The following is a 24,403-nucleotide window of genomic DNA, read 5'->3' on the forward strand; positions in this document are numbered from 1 at the left end:
GCTCGATAGCTCAGTCGGTAGAGCAGAGGACTGAAAATCCTCGTGTCCCTGGTTCGATTCCTGGTCGAGCCACCAGGAAAAAGCACTAACTTATGTTAGTGCTTTTTTATTATTTTAATTCACTTAGAACTTGTTCAACATGTCCTTTAACTTTAACTTTTCTAAATTCTTTTTTTAATTTACCTTCTTCATCAATAATAAATGTACTTCTTTCTATACCAAGAACTTTTTTACCATACATATTCTTTTCTTTTATAACATCATATAGTTGACATACAACTTTCTCTTCATCACTTAAAAGGATAAAAGGCAAATTAAATTTTTCAATAAATTTATTATGTGAATTTAGATTATCTTTACTTATTCCAAGAACTATAGCATTTAAATTATGAATTTCATTTATACTATCTCTAAAGTCACAAGCTTCAGTAGTGCATCCAGGGGTATTATCCTTAGGATAAAAATACAATACAACTTTCTTTCCTCTATAGTCACTTAATTTATGTTTTTTCCCATCAGACCCACTAAGAGTGAAATCTGGTACTAAATTTCCTACTTCCATTACATTACCTCCTTTAATATTAACTACATTATAATACTAAGAATAATTATTATCAATAAATAATATTAATCTTACATAAAATTAGATTAATTATAGAAAGTTTGTATATTTAATAAGAAACTCTGTTATAATTAATGATGTTAATAAATTATAAGACAAAGGAGATTATTTTAATGGAAAATAAGGTTTTAGCAACAGTTGCAGGGAAAGAAATTAAGGAATCAGATTTACAAAATATAATATCAAGATATCCAGAAGATAAGAGAGCATATTTTACTACAGATGAAGCTAAAAAACAATTGTTAGAACAAATTGTATCATTTGAATTAATAAATATACTAGGTAGAGAGTTAAAGATTAATGAAACAGAAGAATATGCAGATAATATAAAACAAGCTGAAAAAGATATATTAACTCAATTAACATTAAATAAGATATTATTAGAAGTAACAGTTACAGAGGAAGATGCATTAAATTATTATAATAGTAATAAAAATTTATTTACTCAACCTCCAACTGTTTCAGCAAAACATATATTAGTAGATAACAAAGAATTATGTGATCAAATAAAAAAAGAAATAGATAATAATGAAATAACATTTGAAGAAGCTGCAGTTAAATATTCAACTTGCCCATCTAAGGAACAAGGTGGAAATTTAGGATCTTTTGGTAGAGGTATGATGGTTCCAGAATTTGAAGAAGCTGCATTTGTATTAGATATTGATGTAGTAAGTGATCCAGTACAAACTCAATTTGGATATCATTTAATAAAGGTTGAGGAAAAGAATGAAGGATCAGAAGCTGAATTTGAAGATGTTAAATCTAAAATAGTTAATCAATTATTACAAGAAGGACAACAAAGAAAATATTTAGATGTTGTTAAAGAACTAGAAAATAAATACGGAGTAACTAGAGCGTAGTATGAGTTAAAAAGGTATGCCAAATATTAATTATATTGTGGCATACTTTTTTTATAATAATTCATTAAAACTAAAAATATATTTATCAGATAACTTTTCTAATTCTTCCTTTTGATGAGCTGAGCTCTTATCATAAATCGCATAAACTGTTGCTCCAGATAACTTAGCACCTTTAATAGCTTGTACAATATCTTCAAAGATTAAACATTCCTTGGGATTTACATTAAGCTTAGCTGCGGATAATAAATATATATCAGGGTTGGCTTTTGATTTATTTACCTCTTCAGTAGTAGTTATAGCATCAAAATAATGATATATATTATTGTTTTTTAATACTGCTTCTAACAAGGGGACTGAATTACTGGTAGCTAATGCGATTTTCAAACCTTTATCTTTCAGACTTTTTAAAAAAGGGAGTACACCATCTTTTAGTTTAATATCATTTGAATAGTGATGTAGAGCCATAGTATTCCAAGTAGAAATTATTTCTTTTGTATCATCTTGTATTTTAAATCTATTTTTAAAATAATTTGCAGTTTCTGTAAGAGTAAGATGAGTTATATCTTCTTGAAGATTTTTAGGAACTTCATATCCAAAAGATCCTAAGTATTCTTCATCTATCTTAGACCAGATTTCCATAGAGTCTATTAGTGTACCATCTAAATCAAAAATTACTGCTTTAAAATTATTCATTTGTATAACCTCCTTTTATAAAAAATATATAAAAAATTGTGACTATAGTGATAACTTTTTCATACAATAAAGTTAAATAGAAATTATTAAAAGGGGATAAGATTTATGTGAAAATTAATATTTTGTATTTACATTTCTATAATTCCAATAGTATTAATGTCTTGTAAATCTATTGGATTTGATGAAAAGTTTGAAGAATTTCATAATTACATAGATTGTAAGTAATTATGTAGTAAATTCAATTTAGTAAGTTTATAATATTTAAATTTGAAATTAAAAAAAACCTCTCAATTTGAGAGGTTTTTTTGGTCGGGGTGACAGGGATTGAACCTGCGACCTCATGGTCCCAAACCACGCGCGCTCCCATCTGCGCCACACCCCGAAGCACATTATCATTATAGTAACTATATGCAATTGTGTCAACACTTTTAAAAATAAAATTTAAAATTATTTTACATAGAAATAAAAAATTGATAAAATATTTTAAAAGAATGTTTATATTTGTAATAAATAGGCAATTATTAAGATAGGAGGAAGCAAAATGAAAAGTACAACTTTAGTTATATTGTTTGGTAGTATAGGTTTTATAATAATAGGGTTAATATCTTTATTAAGTAAGAAGATGAAAAGGTATTTTAAAGAAAGTGGTGCTTATAAAGACACTGATAATTTTATGAAATATAATGGAATATTTAATTTATCTCTAGGTTTAATAGGGTTAATATTAGGAATATTAGATATTATTTTAGTAGGAGTCTCTAAGTACATAATAGTAATTTATATAATATTTATAATGACTTTATCAATATTACAAAATAGAACATTAAAAAAATATAGAAATATATAGCTTAATACTAATATCTTTATAGAGATTAGATATAAAAGTTGATACAAAGAAATATAATATTATAAGAGCATTTTATATATCCACCCTAAGGACGAATTATTCCCGATTATGTATAGAATACATTTACATGCTCTAAATAACACATTTTTAAAAAAATACCATTGTCCAAGCTTTCCATAAGTGTTATAATGGTAAAGTATTATGCAGGGAGAGGGGGATGGTCGAGGGAGACCGATCAAGTATGAAGAAGAAAATTTTATCAATTGTTATAGCGAGTGCTTTAACAATAACTTCGGTAACACCAGTGTTTGCTACTCCTAATGAGGAAGTAATAGAAAATCAACAAAAGTATGACGCATTAAATCAAAAGATAGATGATATTCAAGGTGAAATATACAGTTTAAATGAACAAATAGCGCCATTAGCAGAAAAAGTTGAAAGTAATAAGCAACAAATGGCGACTATTCAAGAGGAAATAGACAATACTAATAAAGAAATAGAGGCTTCAAAGGTTGAAATTGAGGCTAAGGAAGAAACACTAAATAAAAGATTAAGAGAGTTATATAAATCAGGTGGTCAAGGAAGTTACTTAACTCTTTTATTCAGTGCAGAGAGTTTTAGTGACCTTATTTCAAAGATAGATTCTGCTAGTAGACTTGTTAGTATTGATAAGAAAATAGTAAATGATTTGCTTGATAAAAAAGAAAATTTAGATAAGAAAGTTGCTTCATTAGAAGAAAAATCTAATGAAATAGCTAAGATTAATGATGAAACAAATAAAACATTAGCTGAATTTGAAACTAAGAAAAAGGAGCAAGAAGATCTTATTGCTCAAGCGCAAGCAGAGCAAGAGAAATTTGATGCAGAATATTTATCAGTTTCAGAAAGAAGTCTAGTTGAATCCCAAATTGAAACTTTAGGATCATCTAGTGATATTTCAGAGCTAAAAAGTGCAATTAATCAGTTAATAAGTATTAGGGACAATCAGCCATTAAAGAGCCCTACTGTTATAGAAGAAGTAAATAATGCAATTGAAAGTGGAACAGCAAGAATTGAGGATTTACAGGCTCAAGCAGCTATTTCTGATACTACTAATAGTAGTAATAATAGTACTATTGCTCCAAATAGAGGTCAAACTTCTTCATCAGGAAATGCAATAGTAGACTATGCTTACACTTTAATGGGAACTCCATATGTATATGGAGCAACAGGTCCAAGTTCCTTTGACTGTTCAGGATTTACAAGCTATGTTTATAGAAATGCAGCAGGAATAGAAATAACTAGAACTACTTATTCACAACTTGGAGTTGGTACATCAGTATCATACAATGAATTACAACCAGGAGATTTAGTATTTACTTATGGATCAGATCACGTTGGAATATACGTTGGTAATGGTCAGTATATACATGCTCCACAACCAGGAGATTCTGTTAAAGTTTCACCTATTACATCATTCTATGCTGCAAGAAGAGTACTTTAATTAAGAAGTTAATATTAATTAAATTAAGTTCCGTCTAATTGACGGAGCTTATTTTTTTCTTTATGAAAATTATATTTGTAAATAAGTTGTCGAAAATAGAATAATGTGCGTCTTCCAGTTTTTTTAAGAAGCCTTGAAAAGTGGTAGATGAGCTAAAAAAATTGATAGATCCAAAGTATCCTTAACGATTTTTTTATATATAAGAAAATAAAAATTATGATATAATTTAATGGATTTAAGCTAAGACTTAAATAATGTATATAAATTTGTTATATATACGTAGAAATCTTATATTGAGGTAATTAAATGAGTAAGAATATTAATTTATTAGAAGATGAATCTATAGATGATTTACAGTTAGATAACTTATATTTAATACAAAAAAAGCAAGGATTTAGATTTGGAGTAGATGCGGTGCTTCTATCTAATTTTGCGAATATAAAAAATAAACATAGGGTTATAGATTTATGCACAGGTACAGGAATAGTTCCTTTTTTAGTTTATGGTAAATATAAGCCTAAAGAAGTAATAGGAATTGAAATTCAAGAGGATATGGTGGAGATGGCTAATAGAAGTAGTCAGTATAATGATGTTGAAGATATAGTTAAATTTAAAAATGCTGATTTAAAGAATATAGATTTCTTAAAAACTTTAGGAACTTTCGATGTATTAACTGTTAACCCTCCATATAAATTAAATAATTCAGGTATATTAAATCCTAATGATAAGTTAGCTATTGCTAGACATGAAGTGATGTGCAATTTAGAAGATGTAATAATAGCAGCTAGAAGGCTTTTAAAGGACAATGGAAGGATGTATATGGTACATAGACCAGAAAGGTTAATAGATATCTTTGAGCTTATGAGAAAGCATAAAATTGAACCTAAAAGGGTACAAATGATTCAACCTAATGTTAAAAAGGCCCCTAATATAGTTTTAGTTGAAGGTCAACGTGATGGAGGGGCTTATTTAAAGTGGGAGGCTCCGTTACATATTTATAATGAAGATGGAACTTATACAAAAGATTTAAATAAAATTTATGGCAGGGAGGAATAATGATGGAAACTGGAAAACTATATTTAGTTCCAACTCCTATTGGTAATCTTAAAGATATAACTTTAAGAGCTTTGGAGGTTTTAGAAAGCGTAGATGAAATAGCTGCTGAGGATACAAGAACTAGTTTAAAGCTTTTAAATCATTTTAATATTAAGAAGAGTCTATTCAGTTACCACAAACATAATGAAAAAGGTAAGAGTTTAGATATAATAAATAAACTTAAGAGCGGATTAAATATTGCTTTAATTACTGATGCTGGAACACCAGGAATTTCAGATCCTGGAAGTGTAATAGTTGAAAAGTGTATAGAAGAAAATATAGAATTTGAGGTTTTACCAGGTGCGACTGCAATAACTACAGCTTTAGTATATTCAGGATTAGATACAACTAGATTTTTATTTAGAGGTTTTTTACCGAGAGAAAATAAGGAAAGAAATCCTGTTATTGAAGAAGTGAAAAATGTTAGAGATACATTAATATTTTACGAAGCACCTCATAGGTTACTTAATACTTTAGGATACTTAAAAAGTAATTTAGGGAATAGAAGAATTGCGATTTGTAGGGAGTTAACTAAGTTACATGAAGAAATATATAGGGGAAAAATATCAGAAGCAATAGATTTTTTTGTTGATAATAGGCCAAGAGGTGAATTTGTATTAGTTATAGAGGGGAAATCTTACGAAGATATTAAGGCTGAAAAAGAAGCTCTATGGAGTGATTTAACAATAAGGGAACACTTGGTAAAAGTGATAGAAGAAGGAATAGATAAGAAAGAGGCTATAAAATTTGTTGCTAAAGAAAGAGGAATAGCCAAAAAGGAAGTTTATAAGCATTCTATGGATATATAATTAAAAATATTAAACCCCTATAGTATACTATAGGGGTTTCAATTAAGAATTATTTTTTTAATTCGTTTAAGCAGTTTTTACAGATATTTTTACCTTTGTAGTTAACAACATCTCTAGCATCCCCACAGAAAATACAAGCTGGCTCATATTTCTTTAAGATTATTTGTTCTCCATCTACATAGATTTCTAAAGCATCCTTTTCTGCTATATCTAATGTTCTTCTTAATTCTATTGGAATAACTATTCTTCCAAGTTCATCTACTCTTCTTACAACTCCTGTTGATTTCATAAACATCCTCCTTAAAACAAGTTTCGACATCGCGCAATGTTAATATTACTAAAAATGTAATTAAAAGTCAATAACAAAAGAAAAAAATTTTCAAAAAGTACAAATTTCTTATATTAAACAATTTATAAATACAATATACTACCATAAATTAGAAAAGTCAATACTAATTAATCAAAATTAGAGTAAAATAGCAAAAAAATGTAGAATGGCTTGTCCTCTAGCATTGAGCCTTACTAAATAAATAATTTAAAAATTTTATTAAAAAAATATTAATAAAAAAAGAAAAATATGTAAATGATAATAAGGTATGAATAATAAATAAAATTATACAGATAGAAATAACTTGTAATAAGTTTATACATACTATATAATTAAATTAGAATAAAGAATAAAAGCGTAGAGGTGGATATAATGGTAAAGAGGATAGATACTAATTATATAACAGAAGTTGCAGAAGAAATGGCAAACGGTACTATGATTGCTTACGACGATTTACCGAAATACGATCTTTTTTTATCTCAAGTTATAGATTTTTTAAATGATAAATTTATTGAAGATAAATACACGAATAATATAGTTCAAAATTATATAAAGAGTGAAGTGATTAGTAAACCTGAAGATGGGAAAAAAAGAGGATATACTAAGATACATTTAGTGCAATTAGTTTTATTAAGCTATATGAGACCAGTACTTACTACAGAGGAAATCAAAAAAGTATTTAGTTTAGCTTTTAATGAAATTAATGATAGATCAGATGATATTATATCTTGGGAAAAGGCTTATAAAATATTCTCAGAAACTCAAAGCGAAAGTTTTAAGGAGTTTTTAAGTAAGCCTGCGGTAAATGAAGAAAAATTAGATAGCATAATTTCAGAATTACAGTTAAATGAAAAGGATGAAAATAGTATAAGAACTTTTGTGATAGTAATGTCATTAATTGCTCAAGCAAGTGCTATTAAAAAGTTAGTTCAAAAAATAGTTAATGAATATCATTCAGAATAATAATGAAAGTTTAAAATGCCCCTCTTATTGACGTATATAATAAGTGGGGTGATTTTATGAAAGAATTAGTTGATTTAGTTGCTAATATAGGATTTCCTATTGCTGTTTCTTTATACCTTTTGATTAGGATTGAAGGAAAGTTAGAGAATCTTACTAATAGTATAAATAACTTATCTCAAACAATAAATTCAATGAAATAAGAAAAATCTTATGGAGTGTTTATATTATATTTTATAGATATATAAACACTTCTATTTTTTATTAATACTTATCTATTAATTAGATATTTTTAGGCTTATAATATATTTAAAATATAAAGATGGGAAGAGCTTTAATGAAGGATAAAATTATTATTAAAGAATCTGTTAGAGGAATCATTGAGTATGTCTTAAAGACAGGCAGTATAGATGATAGATATATGGGGAGTACTAGAGCTTTAGAAGGAACTGTTGCTCATCAGAAGCTTCAAAGTAGTAATGAAAAAGTATATAGTAATTATCAAAAAGAAGTAAAACTTCAAGAGGTCTTTGAAATAGATAATGTGACTTTAATAGTAGATGGTAGAGCTGATGGAATAATAATTGAAGATAGTGATATTTATATAGAGGAAATAAAATCAACTATGAAATCGTTAGTTCTTATAGATGAAGATTATAATGAATTACATTGGGCTCAAGCTAAGTTTTATGCTTATATATATGCAATTCAAAATGATATAGAAATAATTAATATAAGGTTAAGTTATTTCAATATAGAGACAGAAGAAGTAAAGAGTTTTAATAAAAGTTTCAATAAAAATGATTTAGAAAATTTTGTGTTATCAATAATAAGTGAATATAAAAAATGGGTAATATTAAAATCGAATTTATTAACTGAAAGAAATGAAAGCATAAAGAAATTACAGTTTCCATTTGAAAGTTATAGAAAAGGACAAAAGGAACTAGCTGTAGCTTGTTTTAATAATATAAAAGAAAAGGCGGTATTATTTGCTCAAGCACCTACTGGAATAGGAAAAACAATTTCCACAATATTTCCTGCAGTAAAATCTTTAGGAGAGGATAGAGGAGAAAGGATTGTATATTTAACTGCTAAGACTATAACACGGACTGTTGCAGAGGAAGCTGTAAGTAGATTAAAAGATAATAAGCTTAGTTGTAGAAATATAACATTAACTGCAAAAGAAAAAATTTGTTTTAAAGATAAATCAAGTTGTAATCCTGACCAATGTGAATATGCATTGAATTATTATGATAAGGTAAATGATGTTATATTAGCAATGTTAAAGGATGAAGATAGTTTTACCAGAGAAAAGATTGAAGAATATGCTAGAAAAGAAAAGCTATGTCCATTTGAACTATCTTTAGATTTAAGTCTTTGGTGTGATTTAATAATTTGTGATTATAATTATGCTTTTGATCCTAGAGCTAGATTAAAGAGATTTTTTGAGGAAGATGTGAATAAAAATATATTACTTGTGGACGAAGGTCATAACCTTGTGGATAGGGCAAGAAATATGTTTAGTGCTGAAATTTATAAGGAAAGAATTTTAAAGTCTAGCAAATTGATAAAGGGAAAAGCTCCTAATCTATATAAGGCCTTAAATTCTATTAATAGGTATTTAATTGATATTAGAAAGGAAGTTCAAGAGTCTGAAAGTACTAGCCTATATAAGAATGAAGAATATAAAGACCTTTATAAATTACTTAGAATATTTTTGAATGAATGTGATGAGTATCTAATAAAGGCAACTAATACAGAAGGCTATGATGAAATTAGAGATCTTTACTTTGAAATAAGAGCATTTATATCTATTTCTGAATTGTATAGTAAGGAGTATGTAACTTTAGTGGAAATAAATAAAAATGATGTTAAAGTTAAATTATTTTGTGTAAATCCATCTAAAAATTTAGCTAAGATAGTTAAAGGAAGTTATTCTACTACAATATTTTCAGCTACATTAACTCCTATTAATTATTATATAGATCTACTTGGTGGAGACGATAAAAGTTATAGGATGAAACTTCCTTCACCATTTAAAAAAGAAAACTTAAAAATTTACGGACATCCATTAAATATGAGATTTAGACAAAGAGAAAATAATATAGATAATGTTTGTAACTTAATATATAAGTTTAAGGGTGAAGAGGTAGGTAATTATATGGTGTTTTTACCATCTTATCTGTACTTGAATCAGGTATATTCAAGATATATAGAGCTATTTGGTGAAGATAATACTATTTGCCAGGGAGAAGTATTAACAGAAGCAGAAAGAGAAGAGTTTTTGAATAATTTTAAGGAAGATACAAAAATAATAGCCTTTTGTGTAATAGGAGGAGTTTTTTCAGAGGGGATAGATTTACCAGGGAGAAGGCTTATAGGAAGTGTAATAGTAGGAGTTGGTTTTCCTAAAATATCAAATGAAGGAGATATAATTAGAGACTATTATGGTGACAAGGGGTTTGATTATGCATATATTTATCCTGGAATAAATAAGGTCATGCAAGCAGCTGGTAGGGTAATAAGAACGGAAACGGATAAGGGAAGAATACTACTTATAGATGATAGGTACTATACTTTAAAATATAGAAGTTTACTTCCAAAGGAATGGGAATTAGCAAAATAAAGGAGGGGTTTTATGAATGTTATTGATTTAAGTCATGTCATAAATAGTAATATGAGCACATATACAAAGGATGAAAGGTTAGAAGTTTACAACATAGCATCTATAGAAAAAGATGGATATAATGAGAAGCTTTTAAAATTGTGTACTCATGCTGGAACACATATTGATGCTCCTAGCCACATGATAAATAAAGGAAAGACTATAGATGAATTCCATATAAGCGATTTTATAGGTATTGCAACTATTATAGATATATCCAATCTTAATAAGGTAGATGTAGAAGATTTGATTTTTTATAGAGAAAAAATCAATAATTGTGATTTTGTTATACTAAGAACTGGTTGGGATAGGTATTGGGGAAGCGATGAATACTTGAATGAGTTTCCGAGCTTAACAGAAGAGGCAGCTAAATGGTTATGTAGTTTTAATATTAGAGGAGTCGGGATAGATACAATTTCTATAGATAAATTTGACAGTATAGATTTCGAAGTTCATAATACAATTTTATCAAGAGGAAAAATTATAATTGAAAATCTAACTAATTTAGATGAAGTAAGAGAAGAGGAATTTACGCTTGTAGCTACTCCATTGAAAATAGAAGGTGGAGATGCATCTCCAGCTAGGGCTATAGCAATAACAAATTAAAAGCTGTGCTACAAAACTAAAATACATTAGTTTTGTAGCACAGCTTTAATTTTAGTTAATTTATTTAATGAACAATTTATACTCTGCATTAAACTCTTCAGAAATTGATAATTTTTCAATGCCTTCTTTATTTTTAAATTCACCATTGAAGTTTTTGTAATCTGAATGACCATACCAAGGTTCAATACATATAAAAGGCGCTCCTGTAGGTTTAGTCCATAGAGCTAAATAAGGGAATCCAGTAAAGTCCATTGTTAATTCTTTATTATTTTTATCAGATTTTAATGTAATTAGATTTGATTTTAAGTTATTAAATACCAAAGTGTCATACTTAAAAAGATCCATATTCAAATTGATTTTATTGGAGTTACTAAGAAGTTCATTAGTTTTACCTGTAAAGTATCCCGTACTAGTATCTAATTCCATAATACCGATATTTTCTTTTTTGTTGAATTGAAAATAATAATCTTCAAACTTTTCTCCATTTAATAGTGGACACATAAATGCTGGATGTCCTCCAATTGAAAAATATATTTCTTTATCATCAAGGTTTTTAACATTATACCCAACTTTAATGCCGTTTTCTAATAATTCATAAGAAAGTCTTAGAGAAAATTTATAAGGATAAACTTTTAATGTATCTTCAGACCATAAAAGCTCAAATACAATATGATTATTATCTTTTTCTATCATTTCAAATTCTCTAGTTCTAGCAAGACCATGCTGAGGTAATTCATATTCTCCATTTTCAGCTCTATACTTATTATTAAATACTTTGCCAACTATGGGGAATAATATAGGTGAATGATATTTCCAATATTTTTCGTCACCATTCCATAGAAATTCAATATTATCCTTCTTTGTTATTAAATTGGTAAGTTCACCACCAAAAGTATTGGTTGATATTTTAATATTCTCATTTTCTAGTATGTAATTCATAACAACACCCTTTCAGATTTTTAAATATTCTATAAAAATTATACTACAATAGACGGTTTTGAGAAAGAAGTAGATCATTTTACTTATATAATTAGCAATTATGTAGTATTATATATAAAGTAATATAATAAGGGCTATAAAATTATAGTAATGTGGTGATTTAATGGATAAAGAAAATACAAATAATAAGTCATTTTTAGATGGAATTATTTATTTTATTGTAAAAGTTAAGAACGATGATATTTTTGCATTAGGTGCACAACTTGCTTATTATTTAATGTTATCATTTTTTCCATTTCTAATATTCTTAATGACTGTAGTTGGTTTTAGTAAGTTAGATTCGGCTGATATATTAGATGGTTTAAGAGCTATTCTACCTAATAATGTTTTTAGTTTAGTAGATACAACAGTAGTAGAGTTGGTAGGAACCCAAAATGCAGGATTATTGGGAGCATCTATTGCTCTTACTATTTGGTCTGCTTCGTCAGGATTTAGAGCTGTTATTAAGGGATTGAATAAAGCATATAATGTTAAGGATTCTAGATCATTTATAAAAAGATCATTTGTGGCTATTATATTCACATTAGCTTTAGTGATAATAATAATGTTGACATTGGCTATGCTAGTATTTGGAGAAATAATAGGTAAGTACATTTTAGCCGTATTTCCGTTTAAAGACATAATAATGTATGTATGGAATATAAGTAGATATTTAATAGTAGTATTCATGATGATATTAATATTTGCAAGTATTTATAGATATACTCCAGCAAAGAAAATTTCATGGAGGGAGGTTTATCCTGGGGCAATAGTAAGCACCTTAGGTTGGATAATGGTCTCTCTAGGTTTTTCATATTATATAAATAATATTGCAAATTACTCAAGATTGTATGGGAGTGTAGGGGCTGTATTTGTATTAATGACTTGGCTTTACATTACTTCTATGATACTTATATTAGGTGCAGAAATTAATTCTGTTTTAAATATAAGAAGAAAGTAATAAAGAAAATTATAAATCGCATAAATAGAGTAGTTAATACTTTTTTGTTTCAAATAGGAATTTTATGTAATCCTGAATAGAAAAATTTTAAGTGGATATAATCAAAGAAGAGATATTCAGGAGGTGTAAAAATGAATAAAATTGTATTACTAGGAAAATTAATAAAGGACCCTGAACTTAGAACTTTAGAAGATGGCAATAAAGCGTTTACTAGATTCATTATTGCAGTAGATAGAAACTTCAAGGCTCTAGATGGAACAAGAAAGTCAGATTTAATTCCAGTTACTTTTTGGGGAAGAAAAGCAGAAGTAGTGTGTCAATATATGAAAAAAGGAAGCTATATAAGCTTAAGTGGAAGATTGAGAACGGGTAGCTATGAAGATAAGGATGGAAATAAAAAGTATATAGCTGAAGTAGTAGCTGAAGATTTTAAATTTGTAGGAAATAGAAGAGTAGAAAAAGAAAATAACCAATCTGAAAATAATTTTGATGACTTAGCAACTAATTAAGCTTGAAATATAAATTTAAATAAATAGAGTAAAGGTGCTGTATTAGAGTAATTTCTAATATAGCACCTTACTAATTAATAGAGTCTAAATAGCACCTTTACTTAAAACAGTTGCTTTATCTTCTCCGTTTTGAATTCCTTCCATAATCTTAGCAGATGTTGATACATCTCCAATTAGTATACCACCAACTAATTTATTGTTTTGGAAGAATAATTTAGAGTATTTATTATTTACGCTATCTACATAGCCTATTCTTTCTAATGATGGATCATCGAAGTTAACAGTTCCTGCAGAGAATACTTGAGTATTCATTGCTTGGAATATTGTTGATGAAACAAATTTTTCAAACTTGATATTATCTCCGGTTGCATTAGCACCAGCAACTTTACCCATTTCTATAGCAGCTGGCCAGTTTCCATAATATACACCATCATATTCAGCGACATCACCACATGCATAAATATCATTAATATTTGTTTGCATATATTGATTAACAACTACCCCCCTATTGCAATTAATACCAACAGGTTGTGCTAAGAATATATTTGATCTAACTCCTACTGAGAAAATAACCACATCTGCATTTATAACTTTCCCACTCTTTAATTGTAGAGATTTAACTCCATTTTCATCTGCATTTATAAATTCTACAACTTCTCCTAGAAGAACTTTAACAGGAGTTTTATTAACTAGAGTTTCAAAAAGTTTGGAGCCATCATTATCTAATTGACGAGGAAGCATTCTTTCAGCTAATTCAACTACTGTAACATTTATTCCACGTTTTTGAACTTCCCATGCAGCCTCTAAACCTAATAATCCACCGCCGATTACTACTACATTTTTAGTAGATGGTAATTCTTCCTTGATAGCATTAACATCAGCAAGCTTCTTAATAGTATGAATTCCTTTTATACTATTGTAAGTCCAAGAGTTAATTTCAGTCTCAGAACCATTTATATTAATTTTAGTTGGAGGAACAAAGTTATAACTACCGTTAGCTAGGATTAGTTTATCGTAACGAACGCCATGCTTACTATCTAATCTAACAACTTTCTTTTCTCTATCTATACTATCAACATTAGTATTGAGGATTTCCACAATATTATTTTCTTTATACCAGTTTTCAGCTGCTAGATAGAAGGAATTATCTATATCTTCAGTTAATAAGTCTGAAAGTTGAGTCCTTACATATGAATGTACAGGTTCATTAGATATTAGCTTAATTATAGCACTTTCATTTCTTTCCTTAATAGCCTTTGTAGCATAGAAACCAGCAGCACCATTACCTATAATTACATAAGTTTCTTCTTTGTCTATTTTATAAGTTGATTCTTCTCTTTCTATTTCTACAAATGCGTCGCTTCCAGCTCCGCATACAGGGCAGTATTCAGGAATTGTTTCAGATTCTATTATTTCTCCACAAATTACACATTTCCAAAGTTTTAATCCACCAGTAGATTTAGGGGTTTCCTTTACTTGTGGAGTTTCTTGAGGTTCAAATGTTTTATTACCAAGTAGAATATGTCCAAATTCTAATCCGTAGTCAAAAGCTTCTTGAAGCTCAGTGTCTGATGGCTTAAAGTTTATTTTAAGGCTTGGACAAAGCTTCATATTTAATTCTTTTAATCTAGTTTCCATTCTTGGTATAGCTTCGCCACTCCATCCATAAGATCCAAATGCTGCTGATAATTTTCCACCATGAATTATTGGATTTAATTTTGAAAGTATATCACGGATTGGTTCAAGTAATTCTCCAACTATAGTAGGTGAACCACATAAAAATCCATCAGATTCAGAAATGCTATTAACTATATCATCAATTTTATAATGAGTTGCATTAAATAATCTAACTTCAATATTTCCAGCTGCCTCTATACCTTCTGCAATTTTTTTTGCTAATGATTCTGTATATCCATAAGCTGAAACATAAGGTATTGATACTATTTTCTTTTTATCAGCCGAAGGAATTGGTGAAGTACTCCAAGTTCTATAGTATTCAACTATTTCCATAGGATTTTCTACTAAAACAGGACCGTGGCCAGGTAGTATCATATCGATTTTTAAATTTTCTATTTTCTTAATTGCCTTTAATACATAAGATTTATATGGTCCAAAAATACAGTCAAAGTAGTATTTTAATGCTTCCATATAATTTTCCTTACTTTCAACTTTACTATTTAAAATAGCTTCAGATGAATAGTGAGATCCGAAGGAGTCACAAGTAATTAAGACTTCATCCTCAGGAATATAAGTGTAAATTGAATCTGGCCAATGTAAGAATGGTGCTGATATAAAATGTAAAGTTTTATTACCTAGACATATTGTATCTCCATCTCCTACAGTAATAGATTCAAAATCTCTGTTAGCAATTTTTTTCAAGAATTTTATTGCTGGGGCTGATCCTACAACCTTAGCATTTGGTGAAATTTCTAACAATTTAGAGACTGATCCAGCATGATCTGGTTCGGTATGATCTACTACTATATAATCAATTTTTGTTATATCCACATCTAAATCTTGCAATCTTTCAATATATTGATCAAAAAATTCTGCTTTAACTGTTTCAAATACAGCTGTTTTTTCGCTTCCTTTTACTACGTATGAGTTATAGCTTGTACCATAAGGTGTATACATAATAATATCAAAGACTCTTAAATTTGGATCTAAAGCTCCAACCCAATGTATATCTTTTTTTAATTCTAAAGATTTCAAAGTTAACACCTACCTTAATTAAATATTAATTAATAACTATTATTATAAAATTATTATATGTCTAATTATTAACAATATCAATAAGAAAATGAAATAATTAGAAATAAATTTGCATTTAAAAAGTATTTTTATATGTTGATATTAAATAAATAATATTAAAACGAATACAAAAAATAATATATCAAAAAAATACAAAAATGATTAATATATAATCAAAATCATAACTTTTTATATACAAAATAAAAGTATATTTTATAAAAAATACAAAATAAATGATAATTTTGATGTGGATTTTATCTATATTAAACAAATAATAGGAAAAGATTAAGCTATACATGAATTTTGCTGAAATATAAAGAAATATTTTAATCTTAGAGGAAACAATGTTTGACATTGTTTTATGAAAATCTATGATATTGTAATATTGTGTTATTTAAATAAATTATAGCTTAAAAGGGAGTGAATAATAATATGTACATTGTTGATAGCCTATATAGCAGTAGTAAGAATGATAACAAAGAAATAAGATATTCTTATAGAATGATTAGCGAAAGTTTTTTGGGGGGACAAGCTTTTGGAATTGAAGCTGAGAGGCAAGATTTAATTGAAGGAAATGTTGTGCAAATTGAAAGGGATTTAATTAGGAAAATATCTAATAAGGAAGATAAAGTCAAAACTCTTCTAAATTTATTACACGATTATCAAGTTTCACCTATACACCTTGTTGACATATTAGGGGAATATGTTGATAACTATGTTTCTGATTTTTGTTTTTAGTATATAGAAAATAAAATCTTATATAGTAAACTATATATAGAGGTGATTTTATGATTATTGGAATAGGGACAGATATAATTGAAATAGATAGAATTGAAAGGGCTATCAAAAAAAATAATGGATTTTTAAACAAGATTTTTACCTTTAGAGAAATTGAAATGTTTAAAGAAAGAAGTATGAGATCAGAAGTAATAGCTGGAAATTTTGCAGCTAAGGAGGCAATAAGTAAGGCATTGGGAACTGGATTTAGAGGTTTTTCGTTGATAGATGTAGAAATATTGAGAGATGAATTAGGTAAGCCCATAGCATATTTAAGCGATAATATAAAAGACAATATTGCTACTGAGTACAGGCTTAATGTTTCTATATCACATAATAGAACATCTGCAATAGCTTTTGCTGTATTGGAGGAAGCATAATGGAAGTAATGTCAAGAGAAGGTTGTAAAGAAATAGATAGGTATACTATAAAAGAAATTGGCATACCAAGTATTGTTTTAATGGAGAATGCAGCTAAAGAAGTTACAGATAGGATAGTGAACTTAGGACATAAATTTATAATATTTTGTGGAAACGGAAATAATGGTGGAGACGGATTAGCCATTGCTAGAAAATTACTTCTTAAAAATAAAGATGTTTGTATAGTTATAGTAAGTAAAAATGATAATTATTCTAAGGATTTTTTAGTAAATTATAATATTTTGATGAAACTTACAAGTAATATTATTCATTTAAAAGGCTTAAATGATATAGAAATATTAAGTAAAGTTTTGAGTAAGTATGAAATTGTATTAGATTGTATTTGGGGCGTGGGGTTAAATAGAGACTTAGATGAATTTTATATAAAAGTGATAAATATTATAAATGAGAAAAGCAAGTTTATAATAAGCGTGGATGTACCATCTGGTTTAAATGCAGATGATGGAGATGTAATTGGAGCATCTATATTAGCAGATATAACTTTTAGTTTTGAGGTTATTAAGAAGGGATTCATTAAATATAAAGCTTTAGAATACTTAGGAAAATTAGAAATTTTAAATATAGGAATACCTGAGTTTGTAAAAAGCATGAACTCAGAAAAAGTATTTTTATTAAATAAAGAAGATTATGGACAACTTTTAAAAAAGAGAACTGTATATGGACATAAGGGTGATTATGGGAAAGTGGCAATTTTAGCAGGAAGCAAGGGGTACACTGGAGCTGCTTTTATAGCAACTGAGGCTTGTGTAAGAGCAGGTGCTGGGTTAACTACTTTAGTATCTACAAAATATGTACAAGACAAATTAAGTTGTAAGTTAGTAGAGGCTATGACAGCTAATATTGAATCAAGAGATGAACTAAAAGAATTATTTGAAAAGTTAGATGTAATTGCTATAGGACCAGGTATTAATAATGAAAAAATGTACAAAGAAATTTTATTGGACATAATTAAATATGAAAATAAATTGTTTGTAATTGATGCAGGTGCTTTTAATTTAATAAAAGGTAGTAAAGAAATAATGGAGGGATTAAAAGGGAGAGCTGTATATACTCCACATCCAGGGGAAATGGCAAGGCTTATAGACAAAACAATAGATTATGTAGAAGATAATAGAATAGATGTAGCAAGGAAGTTTGCAAAGGAAAATGAAGTTGTAGTTTTATTAAAAGGATATAACACAATAATAACTAATGGTGAATATGTTTACATAAATAATACAGGAAATAGTAAGATGGCTTCAGGGGGAATGGGAGATTGTTTAACAGGAATTATATCAGCAATTTTAGCGCAAGGTCATTCTCTTATAGACTCGGCGTTACTAGGAGCGTATATACACGGATTAGCAGGAGAGATAGCATCTGAGGATAAATATTCTGTAGTAGCATCAGATGTTATAGAAAATATATCGAGAGCCATGAATTATATATGAATAAATTTTGAGTAGGTATAATATTAGTAATAATAAGTAGTAAAGTTCAAGGGGGATATGATGAAGAAAAAATTATTACTAGGATTGTTGGTATCTATACCTATAATATTAATTGTTTTAGTTATTATATTTAGAGTAACAGCAGAACCTACTAATGAGGAAATAATTGAATCTTTAAAAGGAATAAAAGCTTATAAAACAGAAGTAGAATTTATTGTAAAAAATTCTAGAGATGAAGAGAGGCAAGATACTATTCAGTATTATAAGAAAGATATTGGTGGAAGAATAGATTTTGGAACAGACAGAACTAAGATATATAAGGATGGTAGTATTTTAGTTAAGGATAATATAGCTAATAAAGAGTATACAATGGAAGAAAGCATGGATGAATTATATTCTTTAAGTTTCGTGGATAAGTTATTATCTTATCCAATTGATAACGAAGGTATAAATGAAGGTCAGGAGGAGTGGGGAGATACTGAATATATAGTGTTTACAAGTGAATTGTTTATTAAAAATGATAGTTTAAATAAGATTAAAATTTTTATAGATAAGCAAGAAAAAACCCCTATTGGTGCCATAATCTATGATAAGGACAATAAAGATAGAGTTAGAATTGTATATAGAAACTTTGAAAAATTAAAGGATTTAGATGAGGGATTATTAAAATAAAAAATAAAAAAATAACCAGTTCAATATTTAGTTCTTTATGTTAGTACAAGTTAAGAAGTTAGAAAAAGTGGAGTACATAAGTATGGAATGTGTTTTACGTATTAAGACAAAAGTTATAAAATAGCAAAAATAATATGAATATATATAATTGTTTAAAAAGTTAAACATAAGTTTTGACAAGGGGACATAATTTGCAATATAATTTATTTATACATAGATCCTTTACTATCTGGAGGCAAATTATGTCTAAAAAAATTATAAATCCACGAATTATAAAAAAAGTAGATAAAAATAAAAAAAATAGTCAATTTATTGAGTATTCTTTAATAGAATATAATGAAGATCAATTGAATATGGATGTTTTTGAAATGATGAAAGAAGGCTACAAAGCTATGGCAAAAATTAACTTGGAGCTTTCACAACTTCCTTTCGAGTGCGAAAGTGCAGATATTGATGAATATGAGAACTGGCTTTGCGGAGTGTGATATTTCTAATGACGACTATGGTAGTAAAAAGAGGGGATATTTTTTATGCGGATTTAAGCCCTGTAATAGGATCTGAGCAAGGTGGAATTAGACCAGTTATAATAATTCAGAATGATATAGGGAATAAGTATAGTCCAACAGTTATTGTTGCAGCTATAACATCACAGATTAATAAAGCTAAGTTACCAACTCATGTTGAGATTTCCTCAGAGGAATATGGATTAAATAGAGACTCTGTTGTTTTATTAGAACAGTTAAGAACTTTAGATAAGAAAAGACTAAAGGAGAAAATAGGACATATGACAGATGCTGATATGAGAAAGGTGAATAAAGCACTATTAATAAGTTTAAATTTGGCATAATTAATTATTCAAGAAAAAAATTAGATAATTGAGTATCTTAAATACTTAAGAAACCCTTAATGGGTTTCTTTTATTATGTAAAAACAAAGGGGAAAATGCTATACAATATATAAATAGTATAGCATTTATATATAAAAATACATTAATTTAATAAAAAACAAGACTATTAGTGTATACAAATTAGATATGTTGTGTTAAAATAATTTTATCAAAATATGGCACAATATATGTACAGGTAAATCAAATCTTAGGAGGATAAAAGATGATTAAAAATGTTGAAGAATTAAAATCAATAGCTAAAACTGTTCGTAAAGACATAGTTTCTATGCTAACAGAATCATGTTCAGGGCATCCAGGTGGATCGTTATCAGCAGCGGATATCCTAACAACACTATATTTTGGAGAAATGAACATAAATCCAGAAGATCCTAAGGATGAAAATAGGGATAGATTTGTATTATCAAAAGGACATGCTGCACCTGTTTTATATAGCGTGCTTGCTAGAAGAGGATATTTTCCAGTTGAAGAATTAAATACATTAAGAAAAATCGGTTCTAGATTACAAGGTCATCCAAGTATGAAATGCTTGCCTGGAGTTGATATGTCAACAGGTTCTTTAGGTCAAGGTATTTCATCAGCGGTTGGAATGGCATTAGCTGGTAAGCTTGATAATAAAGAATATAGAGTATATACACTTTTAGGTGATGGTGAATTAGAAGAAGGTCAAGTTTGGGAAGCAGCTATGTCAGCAGCTCATTATAAACTAGACAATTTAACTGCTTTTGTTGATTTTAATGGACTACAAATAGATGGTGATATAACAAAAGTTATGAATCCTTCACCAATTGACAAGAAATTTGAAGCTTTTGGATGGAATGTTTTGGTGATAGATGGTCATGATATAGAAGAAATTCAAGATGCAATAGAAAAAGCAAAAAGATTTAAAGGTAAACCAACAGTTGTAGTTTGCAATACCGTAAAAGGTAAAGGTGTTTCTTTCATGGAAAACCAAGCTTCATGGCATGGTACAGCACCAAGTAAGGAACAATGTGAACAAGCGTTAGCAGAAATTGGAGGTAACAATTAATGAGTAAAAAGATTGCAACAAGAGAAGCTTATGGAAAAGCATTAGCAGCATTAGCTGATGTGAATAAAGATATCGTAGTTTTAGATGCTGACCTTTCAAAATCTACAAAAACTGCAGATTTTAAAGCTGTTTGTGAAGAAAGATTCTTTAACATGGGTATAGCAGAAGGAAATATGATGGGAGTTGCAGCAGGGTTAGCTACTTGTGGAAAAATTCCATATGTTAGTACGTTTGCTATGTTTGCAGCTGGAAGAGCTTTTGAACAAATTAGAAACTCTATTTGTTATCCAAAGTTAAATGTTAAAGTATGTGCAACTCATGCTGGTTTAACAGTAGGAGAAGACGGGGCATCTCACCAAGCTATAGAAGATTTAGCTTTAATGAGAAGTGTTCCAAACATGACTGTAATATGTCCTGCTGATGCAGTAGAAACTGTAGCTGCTATTAAGGCTATTGCAGAATATGATGGACCTTGTTATGTTAGATTAGGAAGAGCTGCCGTTAATGTTATAAATGATGAAAATACATATGAGTTTAAAATTGGTAAGGGTGTTGATTTATCAGAAGGAAATGATGTAACTATAGTTGCTACTGGTATTATGGTAGATGTTGCATTAGAAGCTAAAGAAGAATTAAGTAAAGAAGGAATTAATGCAAGGGTAATAAATATACATACATTAAAACCAATTGATAAAGAAATCCTAATTAAGGCGGCTAAAGAAACTGGAGCAATAGTAACAGTTGAAGAGCATAGCGTTATTGGAGGGTTAGGATCAGCAGTTTCAGAAGTATTATCTGAAGAGCTACCTGTACCAGTACTTAAGATTGGAGTACAAGATGTATTTGGTGAAAGTGGATTACCAAATCAATTATTAGAAGCGTATGGATTAACAGCTGCTAATGTTGTTGAAAAGGTAAAAAAAGCAATTTCATTAAAAAAATAAGATTAGTTTACTATTAATAATTTAAATAAATCACTAAAAATAGCTATATTTACTATTAAGCTGTAGAATATTCTACAGCTTTTTATTTTAAAAAATAAATTACAAATATTTATAAAAAACTATATAATATTTATATAAATATAAAATTTATGGATAAAAAATTAATATCATTGGATAGAAAAATATATGTTGTGGAAAAATAATAAAAATTCTCTAAGAAAGGAGATTTGTATGAGAGAAAGTTTAAAAGAATATATATTAATATTTACTGGAGTTTTCTTAGTAGCATTGGCATTAGAATACTTTTTTATACCAAATAATATAGCAGCAGGTGGACTTACGGGGTTAGCTATAGTAATAAATCATTATATTCCGGCTATTTCCACAGGGCCTCTAGTTTTTGTAATGGATTTATTTTTATTTATAATTGGTTTTATTTTTCTTGGAAAGAACTTTGGAGTTAAAACTATAATTTCAAGTTTTAGCTTAGCTGGAATGATGACAATTATTGAAAAATTCTTTAATCCGAAAGCTTTAACTAATGATTTAATGCTTGCAGCTATTTTTGGTACTTTTATTACTGCAATTGGAATGGCGATAGTATTTAATGCAAATGCATCAACAGGTGGAACAGATACTATAGCAAAAATACTAAATAAATTTTTTCATATAGATATAGGAAAGTCTTTATTAGCAGTTGATTTTATAGTAACCTTATTAGGGGCAATGACTTTTGGTATAAATATAGGTCTATATGGATTACTTTCAGTAATAATTAATGGAATAGCAATAGATAAAGTTATAGAAGGTTTTCATTCTTGTAAAGAGGTAACTATAATAAGTAGTAAAAGTGATGAAATAGGTAAATTTATCATGGATGATTTAGAGAGAGGATGCACATATTTAAAAGGAATTGGGGGATTTACTGGACAGGATACTTGTGTATTATATGCTGTTTTAGGTAGAAGTGAATTTATAAAACTTAAACAGTATATAGGTAAAGTAGATCCAAAAGCCTTTATAACTGTCGGGGAAGTACATGAGGTTATGGGAGAAGGCTTTAAAAATATTCAATAACCTTTAGGATGGGACTATATATTAGAAGGAGAATAAAATACAAATGGAAAAGTTAAAAGAATATTTTTTATCTACAGTAGGAGTAGCAATAGGAGCTTTTGCACTAGAATATTTTTTCTTTCCGCTTGATATAGCGGCAGGTGGTGTTTCAGGTTTAGCTTTAGCTATAAATCAATTAATTGATATTAATCCAAGTATATTAGTTTTTATATTTAATGCGATATTATTTGCATTAGCATTTTTCTTAATTGGGGCTTCTTTCGGAGCTAAAAGCATATATTCGACAATAATGATGTCTGTAATAATGTGGATTTTTGAAACATTTTTTGAACCAAGAGCAATAACTGATAACTTAGTTTTAGCATGCATATTTGGTTCAGCTGTATTAGCTTTTGGAACAGCAATTACTTTTAATCAAGGTGCATCAACAGGTGGAACTAGTATAGTTGCTAAAATTATTAATAAATATTTTCACTTACCTATAGGGCAAGGCTTATTATTAGCTGACTGTACAGTAACTTTATTAGCTATTTATTCGTTTGGTGTAGAAAAAGGGCTATTTGGTCTTTTAAGTGCTACTTTAATAGGAATTTTAGTAGATAAATTCATTGCAGGTATAAATCCTGTTAAACAAGTATTTGTAATTACAAATAAGGAAAAATTGGTTGTAGAATTTATTAATAATGATATAGATAGAGGTTGTACAATATTAACTGGAAAAGGCGGATATACAAAAGAAGATATGACTGTCATATATACAGTTTTAACCTCTAAACAATTTATTACATTAAAACAATTTATAAAAGTTAATAATCCAGAGGCATTTTTAACTGTTAGTGAATCAACAGAGGCATTAGGAAAAGGATTTGCAGATTATTAAGATTTAATGAAAATTTAATAAAAATATAGAATATTATAGGTTTTATTAAGGGGAAAAGTACAAAAAACATTTTTCCTAAGGC

General features: G+C 28.2%; 26 protein-coding genes and 1 tRNA gene. 21 read left to right on the top strand and 6 right to left on the bottom strand.

Going from position 1 to position 24,403, the window contains the following annotated elements:
- Positions 1-109: 109 nt before the first annotated feature.
- Positions 110-562: a thioredoxin-dependent thiol peroxidase gene (gene bcp / locus ACQPUY_RS16190; RefSeq protein ID WP_430842833.1), complete on the bottom strand. Its 453-nt coding sequence runs from the start codon at positions 560-562 to the stop codon at positions 110-112.
- A gap of 173 nt (positions 563-735) precedes the next feature.
- Here bcp and ACQPUY_RS16195 point away from each other — a divergent pair, with 173 nt between their 5' ends.
- Entirely contained in the window at positions 736-1,482 is a 747-nt protein-coding gene (locus tag ACQPUY_RS16195; RefSeq protein WP_430842835.1) for a peptidylprolyl isomerase, read from the top strand.
- A 51-nt stretch (positions 1,483-1,533) separates the two neighbouring features.
- Here ACQPUY_RS16195 and ACQPUY_RS16200 read toward each other — a convergent pair whose 3' ends face one another.
- Complete coding sequence (locus ACQPUY_RS16200) at positions 1,534-2,175, bottom strand: HAD family hydrolase (RefSeq protein WP_430842837.1); 642 nt, start codon at positions 2,173-2,175, stop codon at positions 1,534-1,536.
- Positions 2,176-2,481: 306 nt separating this feature from the next.
- Positions 2,482-2,557, bottom strand: a tRNA-Pro gene (locus ACQPUY_RS16205).
- Positions 2,558-2,716: 159 nt separating this feature from the next.
- On the opposite strand from ACQPUY_RS16205, the gene ACQPUY_RS16210 reads away from it, so the two are divergent.
- From ACQPUY_RS16210 to rsmI, 4 genes are all read left to right on the top strand, one after another.
- On the top strand, positions 2,717-3,022 hold the full coding sequence (locus tag ACQPUY_RS16210) for a hypothetical protein (protein WP_430842838.1): 306 nt from the start codon (positions 2,717-2,719) through the stop codon (positions 3,020-3,022).
- 241 nt (positions 3,023-3,263) lie between these two features.
- The gene (locus tag ACQPUY_RS16215) at positions 3,264-4,505 is read left to right on the top strand and encodes an NlpC/P60 family protein (protein ID WP_430842840.1); all 1,242 of its coding nucleotides are present in this window, start codon (positions 3,264-3,266) and stop codon (positions 4,503-4,505) included.
- 306 nt (positions 4,506-4,811) lie between these two features.
- Positions 4,812-5,561, top strand: coding sequence for a tRNA1(Val) (adenine(37)-N6)-methyltransferase (locus ACQPUY_RS16220; protein WP_430842842.1), 750 nt, complete (start codon positions 4,812-4,814; stop codon positions 5,559-5,561).
- 2 nt (positions 5,562-5,563) lie between these two features.
- Positions 5,564-6,409, top strand: coding sequence for a 16S rRNA (cytidine(1402)-2'-O)-methyltransferase (rsmI, locus tag ACQPUY_RS16225; protein ID WP_430842844.1), 846 nt, complete (start codon positions 5,564-5,566; stop codon positions 6,407-6,409).
- A 49-nt stretch (positions 6,410-6,458) separates the two neighbouring features.
- Here the strand turns inward: rsmI and ACQPUY_RS16230 are convergent, their stop codons facing one another.
- Positions 6,459-6,698: an AbrB/MazE/SpoVT family DNA-binding domain-containing protein gene (locus ACQPUY_RS16230; protein ID WP_016207519.1), complete on the bottom strand. Its 240-nt coding sequence runs from the start codon at positions 6,696-6,698 to the stop codon at positions 6,459-6,461.
- Positions 6,699-7,109: 411 nt separating this feature from the next.
- Between ACQPUY_RS16230 and ACQPUY_RS16235 the strand changes: the two genes are divergently transcribed.
- From ACQPUY_RS16235 to ACQPUY_RS16250, 4 genes are all read left to right on the top strand, one after another.
- Positions 7,110-7,700, top strand: coding sequence for a DUF1836 domain-containing protein (locus tag ACQPUY_RS16235; protein WP_430842846.1), 591 nt, complete (start codon positions 7,110-7,112; stop codon positions 7,698-7,700).
- Between the two features lie 56 nt (positions 7,701-7,756).
- Positions 7,757-7,900 carry a YvrJ family protein gene (locus ACQPUY_RS16240; RefSeq protein WP_430842848.1) on the top strand — a complete coding sequence of 48 codons (144 nt, stop codon included), beginning with the start codon at positions 7,757-7,759 and terminating at the stop codon, positions 7,898-7,900.
- Positions 7,901-8,034: 134 nt separating this feature from the next.
- Entirely contained in the window at positions 8,035-10,323 is a 2,289-nt protein-coding gene (locus tag ACQPUY_RS16245) for an ATP-dependent DNA helicase (protein ID WP_430842850.1), read from the top strand.
- A gap of 12 nt (positions 10,324-10,335) precedes the next feature.
- Positions 10,336-10,968, top strand: coding sequence for a cyclase family protein (locus tag ACQPUY_RS16250; protein WP_430842852.1), 633 nt, complete (start codon positions 10,336-10,338; stop codon positions 10,966-10,968).
- 60 nt (positions 10,969-11,028) lie between these two features.
- Here ACQPUY_RS16250 and ACQPUY_RS16255 read toward each other — a convergent pair whose 3' ends face one another.
- Positions 11,029-11,907, bottom strand: coding sequence for an aldose 1-epimerase family protein (locus ACQPUY_RS16255; protein WP_430842854.1), 879 nt, complete (start codon positions 11,905-11,907; stop codon positions 11,029-11,031).
- Between the two features lie 163 nt (positions 11,908-12,070).
- Here ACQPUY_RS16255 and ACQPUY_RS16260 point away from each other — a divergent pair, with 163 nt between their 5' ends.
- Both ACQPUY_RS16260 and ACQPUY_RS16265 read left to right on the top strand, forming a co-directional pair.
- Positions 12,071-12,907 (top strand): YihY/virulence factor BrkB family protein, encoded by an 837-nt coding sequence (locus tag ACQPUY_RS16260; RefSeq protein WP_430842856.1) that lies wholly within the window; start codon positions 12,071-12,073, stop codon positions 12,905-12,907.
- 131 nt (positions 12,908-13,038) lie between these two features.
- Positions 13,039-13,416: a single-stranded DNA-binding protein gene (locus tag ACQPUY_RS16265; RefSeq protein WP_430842858.1), complete on the top strand. Its 378-nt coding sequence runs from the start codon at positions 13,039-13,041 to the stop codon at positions 13,414-13,416.
- Positions 13,417-13,500: 84 nt separating this feature from the next.
- Here ACQPUY_RS16265 and ACQPUY_RS16270 read toward each other — a convergent pair whose 3' ends face one another.
- Positions 13,501-16,128 (bottom strand): FAD-dependent oxidoreductase, encoded by a 2,628-nt coding sequence (locus ACQPUY_RS16270; protein ID WP_430842860.1) that lies wholly within the window; start codon positions 16,126-16,128, stop codon positions 13,501-13,503.
- 471 nt (positions 16,129-16,599) lie between these two features.
- On the opposite strand from ACQPUY_RS16270, the gene ACQPUY_RS16275 reads away from it, so the two are divergent.
- The 10 genes from ACQPUY_RS16275 to ACQPUY_RS16320 all read left to right on the top strand — a co-directional run bounded on the left by ACQPUY_RS16275 (position 16,600) and on the right by ACQPUY_RS16320 (position 24,321).
- Complete coding sequence (locus ACQPUY_RS16275; RefSeq protein WP_430842862.1) at positions 16,600-16,905, top strand: DUF6514 family protein; 306 nt, start codon at positions 16,600-16,602, stop codon at positions 16,903-16,905.
- A gap of 50 nt (positions 16,906-16,955) precedes the next feature.
- Entirely contained in the window at positions 16,956-17,324 is a 369-nt protein-coding gene (gene acpS, locus ACQPUY_RS16280; RefSeq protein WP_430842864.1) for a holo-ACP synthase, read from the top strand.
- Positions 17,324-18,814 (top strand): NAD(P)H-hydrate dehydratase, encoded by a 1,491-nt coding sequence (locus ACQPUY_RS16285; RefSeq protein WP_430842866.1) that lies wholly within the window; start codon positions 17,324-17,326, stop codon positions 18,812-18,814. The genes acpS and ACQPUY_RS16285 overlap by 1 nt, the downstream gene beginning before the upstream one ends.
- Before the next feature lie 60 nt (positions 18,815-18,874).
- Positions 18,875-19,486 carry a germination lipoprotein GerS-related protein gene (locus ACQPUY_RS16290; protein WP_430842868.1) on the top strand — a complete coding sequence of 204 codons (612 nt, stop codon included), beginning with the start codon at positions 18,875-18,877 and terminating at the stop codon, positions 19,484-19,486.
- Positions 19,487-19,728: 242 nt separating this feature from the next.
- Positions 19,729-19,971: a hypothetical protein gene (locus ACQPUY_RS16295; protein ID WP_430842870.1), complete on the top strand. Its 243-nt coding sequence runs from the start codon at positions 19,729-19,731 to the stop codon at positions 19,969-19,971.
- A gap of 8 nt (positions 19,972-19,979) precedes the next feature.
- Complete coding sequence (locus tag ACQPUY_RS16300) at positions 19,980-20,333, top strand: type II toxin-antitoxin system PemK/MazF family toxin (protein WP_430842872.1); 354 nt, start codon at positions 19,980-19,982, stop codon at positions 20,331-20,333.
- A gap of 262 nt (positions 20,334-20,595) precedes the next feature.
- The gene (locus ACQPUY_RS16305; protein ID WP_430842874.1) at positions 20,596-21,420 is read left to right on the top strand and encodes a transketolase; all 825 of its coding nucleotides are present in this window, start codon (positions 20,596-20,598) and stop codon (positions 21,418-21,420) included.
- Entirely contained in the window at positions 21,420-22,364 is a 945-nt protein-coding gene (locus ACQPUY_RS16310; RefSeq protein WP_430842876.1) for a transketolase family protein, read from the top strand. Before ACQPUY_RS16305 ends, ACQPUY_RS16310 begins: the two co-directional genes overlap by 1 nt.
- A gap of 231 nt (positions 22,365-22,595) precedes the next feature.
- Positions 22,596-23,441: a YitT family protein gene (locus ACQPUY_RS16315; protein WP_430842878.1), complete on the top strand. Its 846-nt coding sequence runs from the start codon at positions 22,596-22,598 to the stop codon at positions 23,439-23,441.
- A gap of 43 nt (positions 23,442-23,484) precedes the next feature.
- Positions 23,485-24,321 carry a YitT family protein gene (locus tag ACQPUY_RS16320; protein ID WP_430842880.1) on the top strand — a complete coding sequence of 279 codons (837 nt, stop codon included), beginning with the start codon at positions 23,485-23,487 and terminating at the stop codon, positions 24,319-24,321.
- Positions 24,322-24,403: the final 82 nt, after the last annotated feature.

It is taken from the genome of Clostridium nigeriense (genome assembly GCF_050585245.1).
Taxonomy (GTDB): domain Bacteria; phylum Bacillota; class Clostridia; order Clostridiales; family Clostridiaceae; genus Clostridium; species Clostridium nigeriense_A.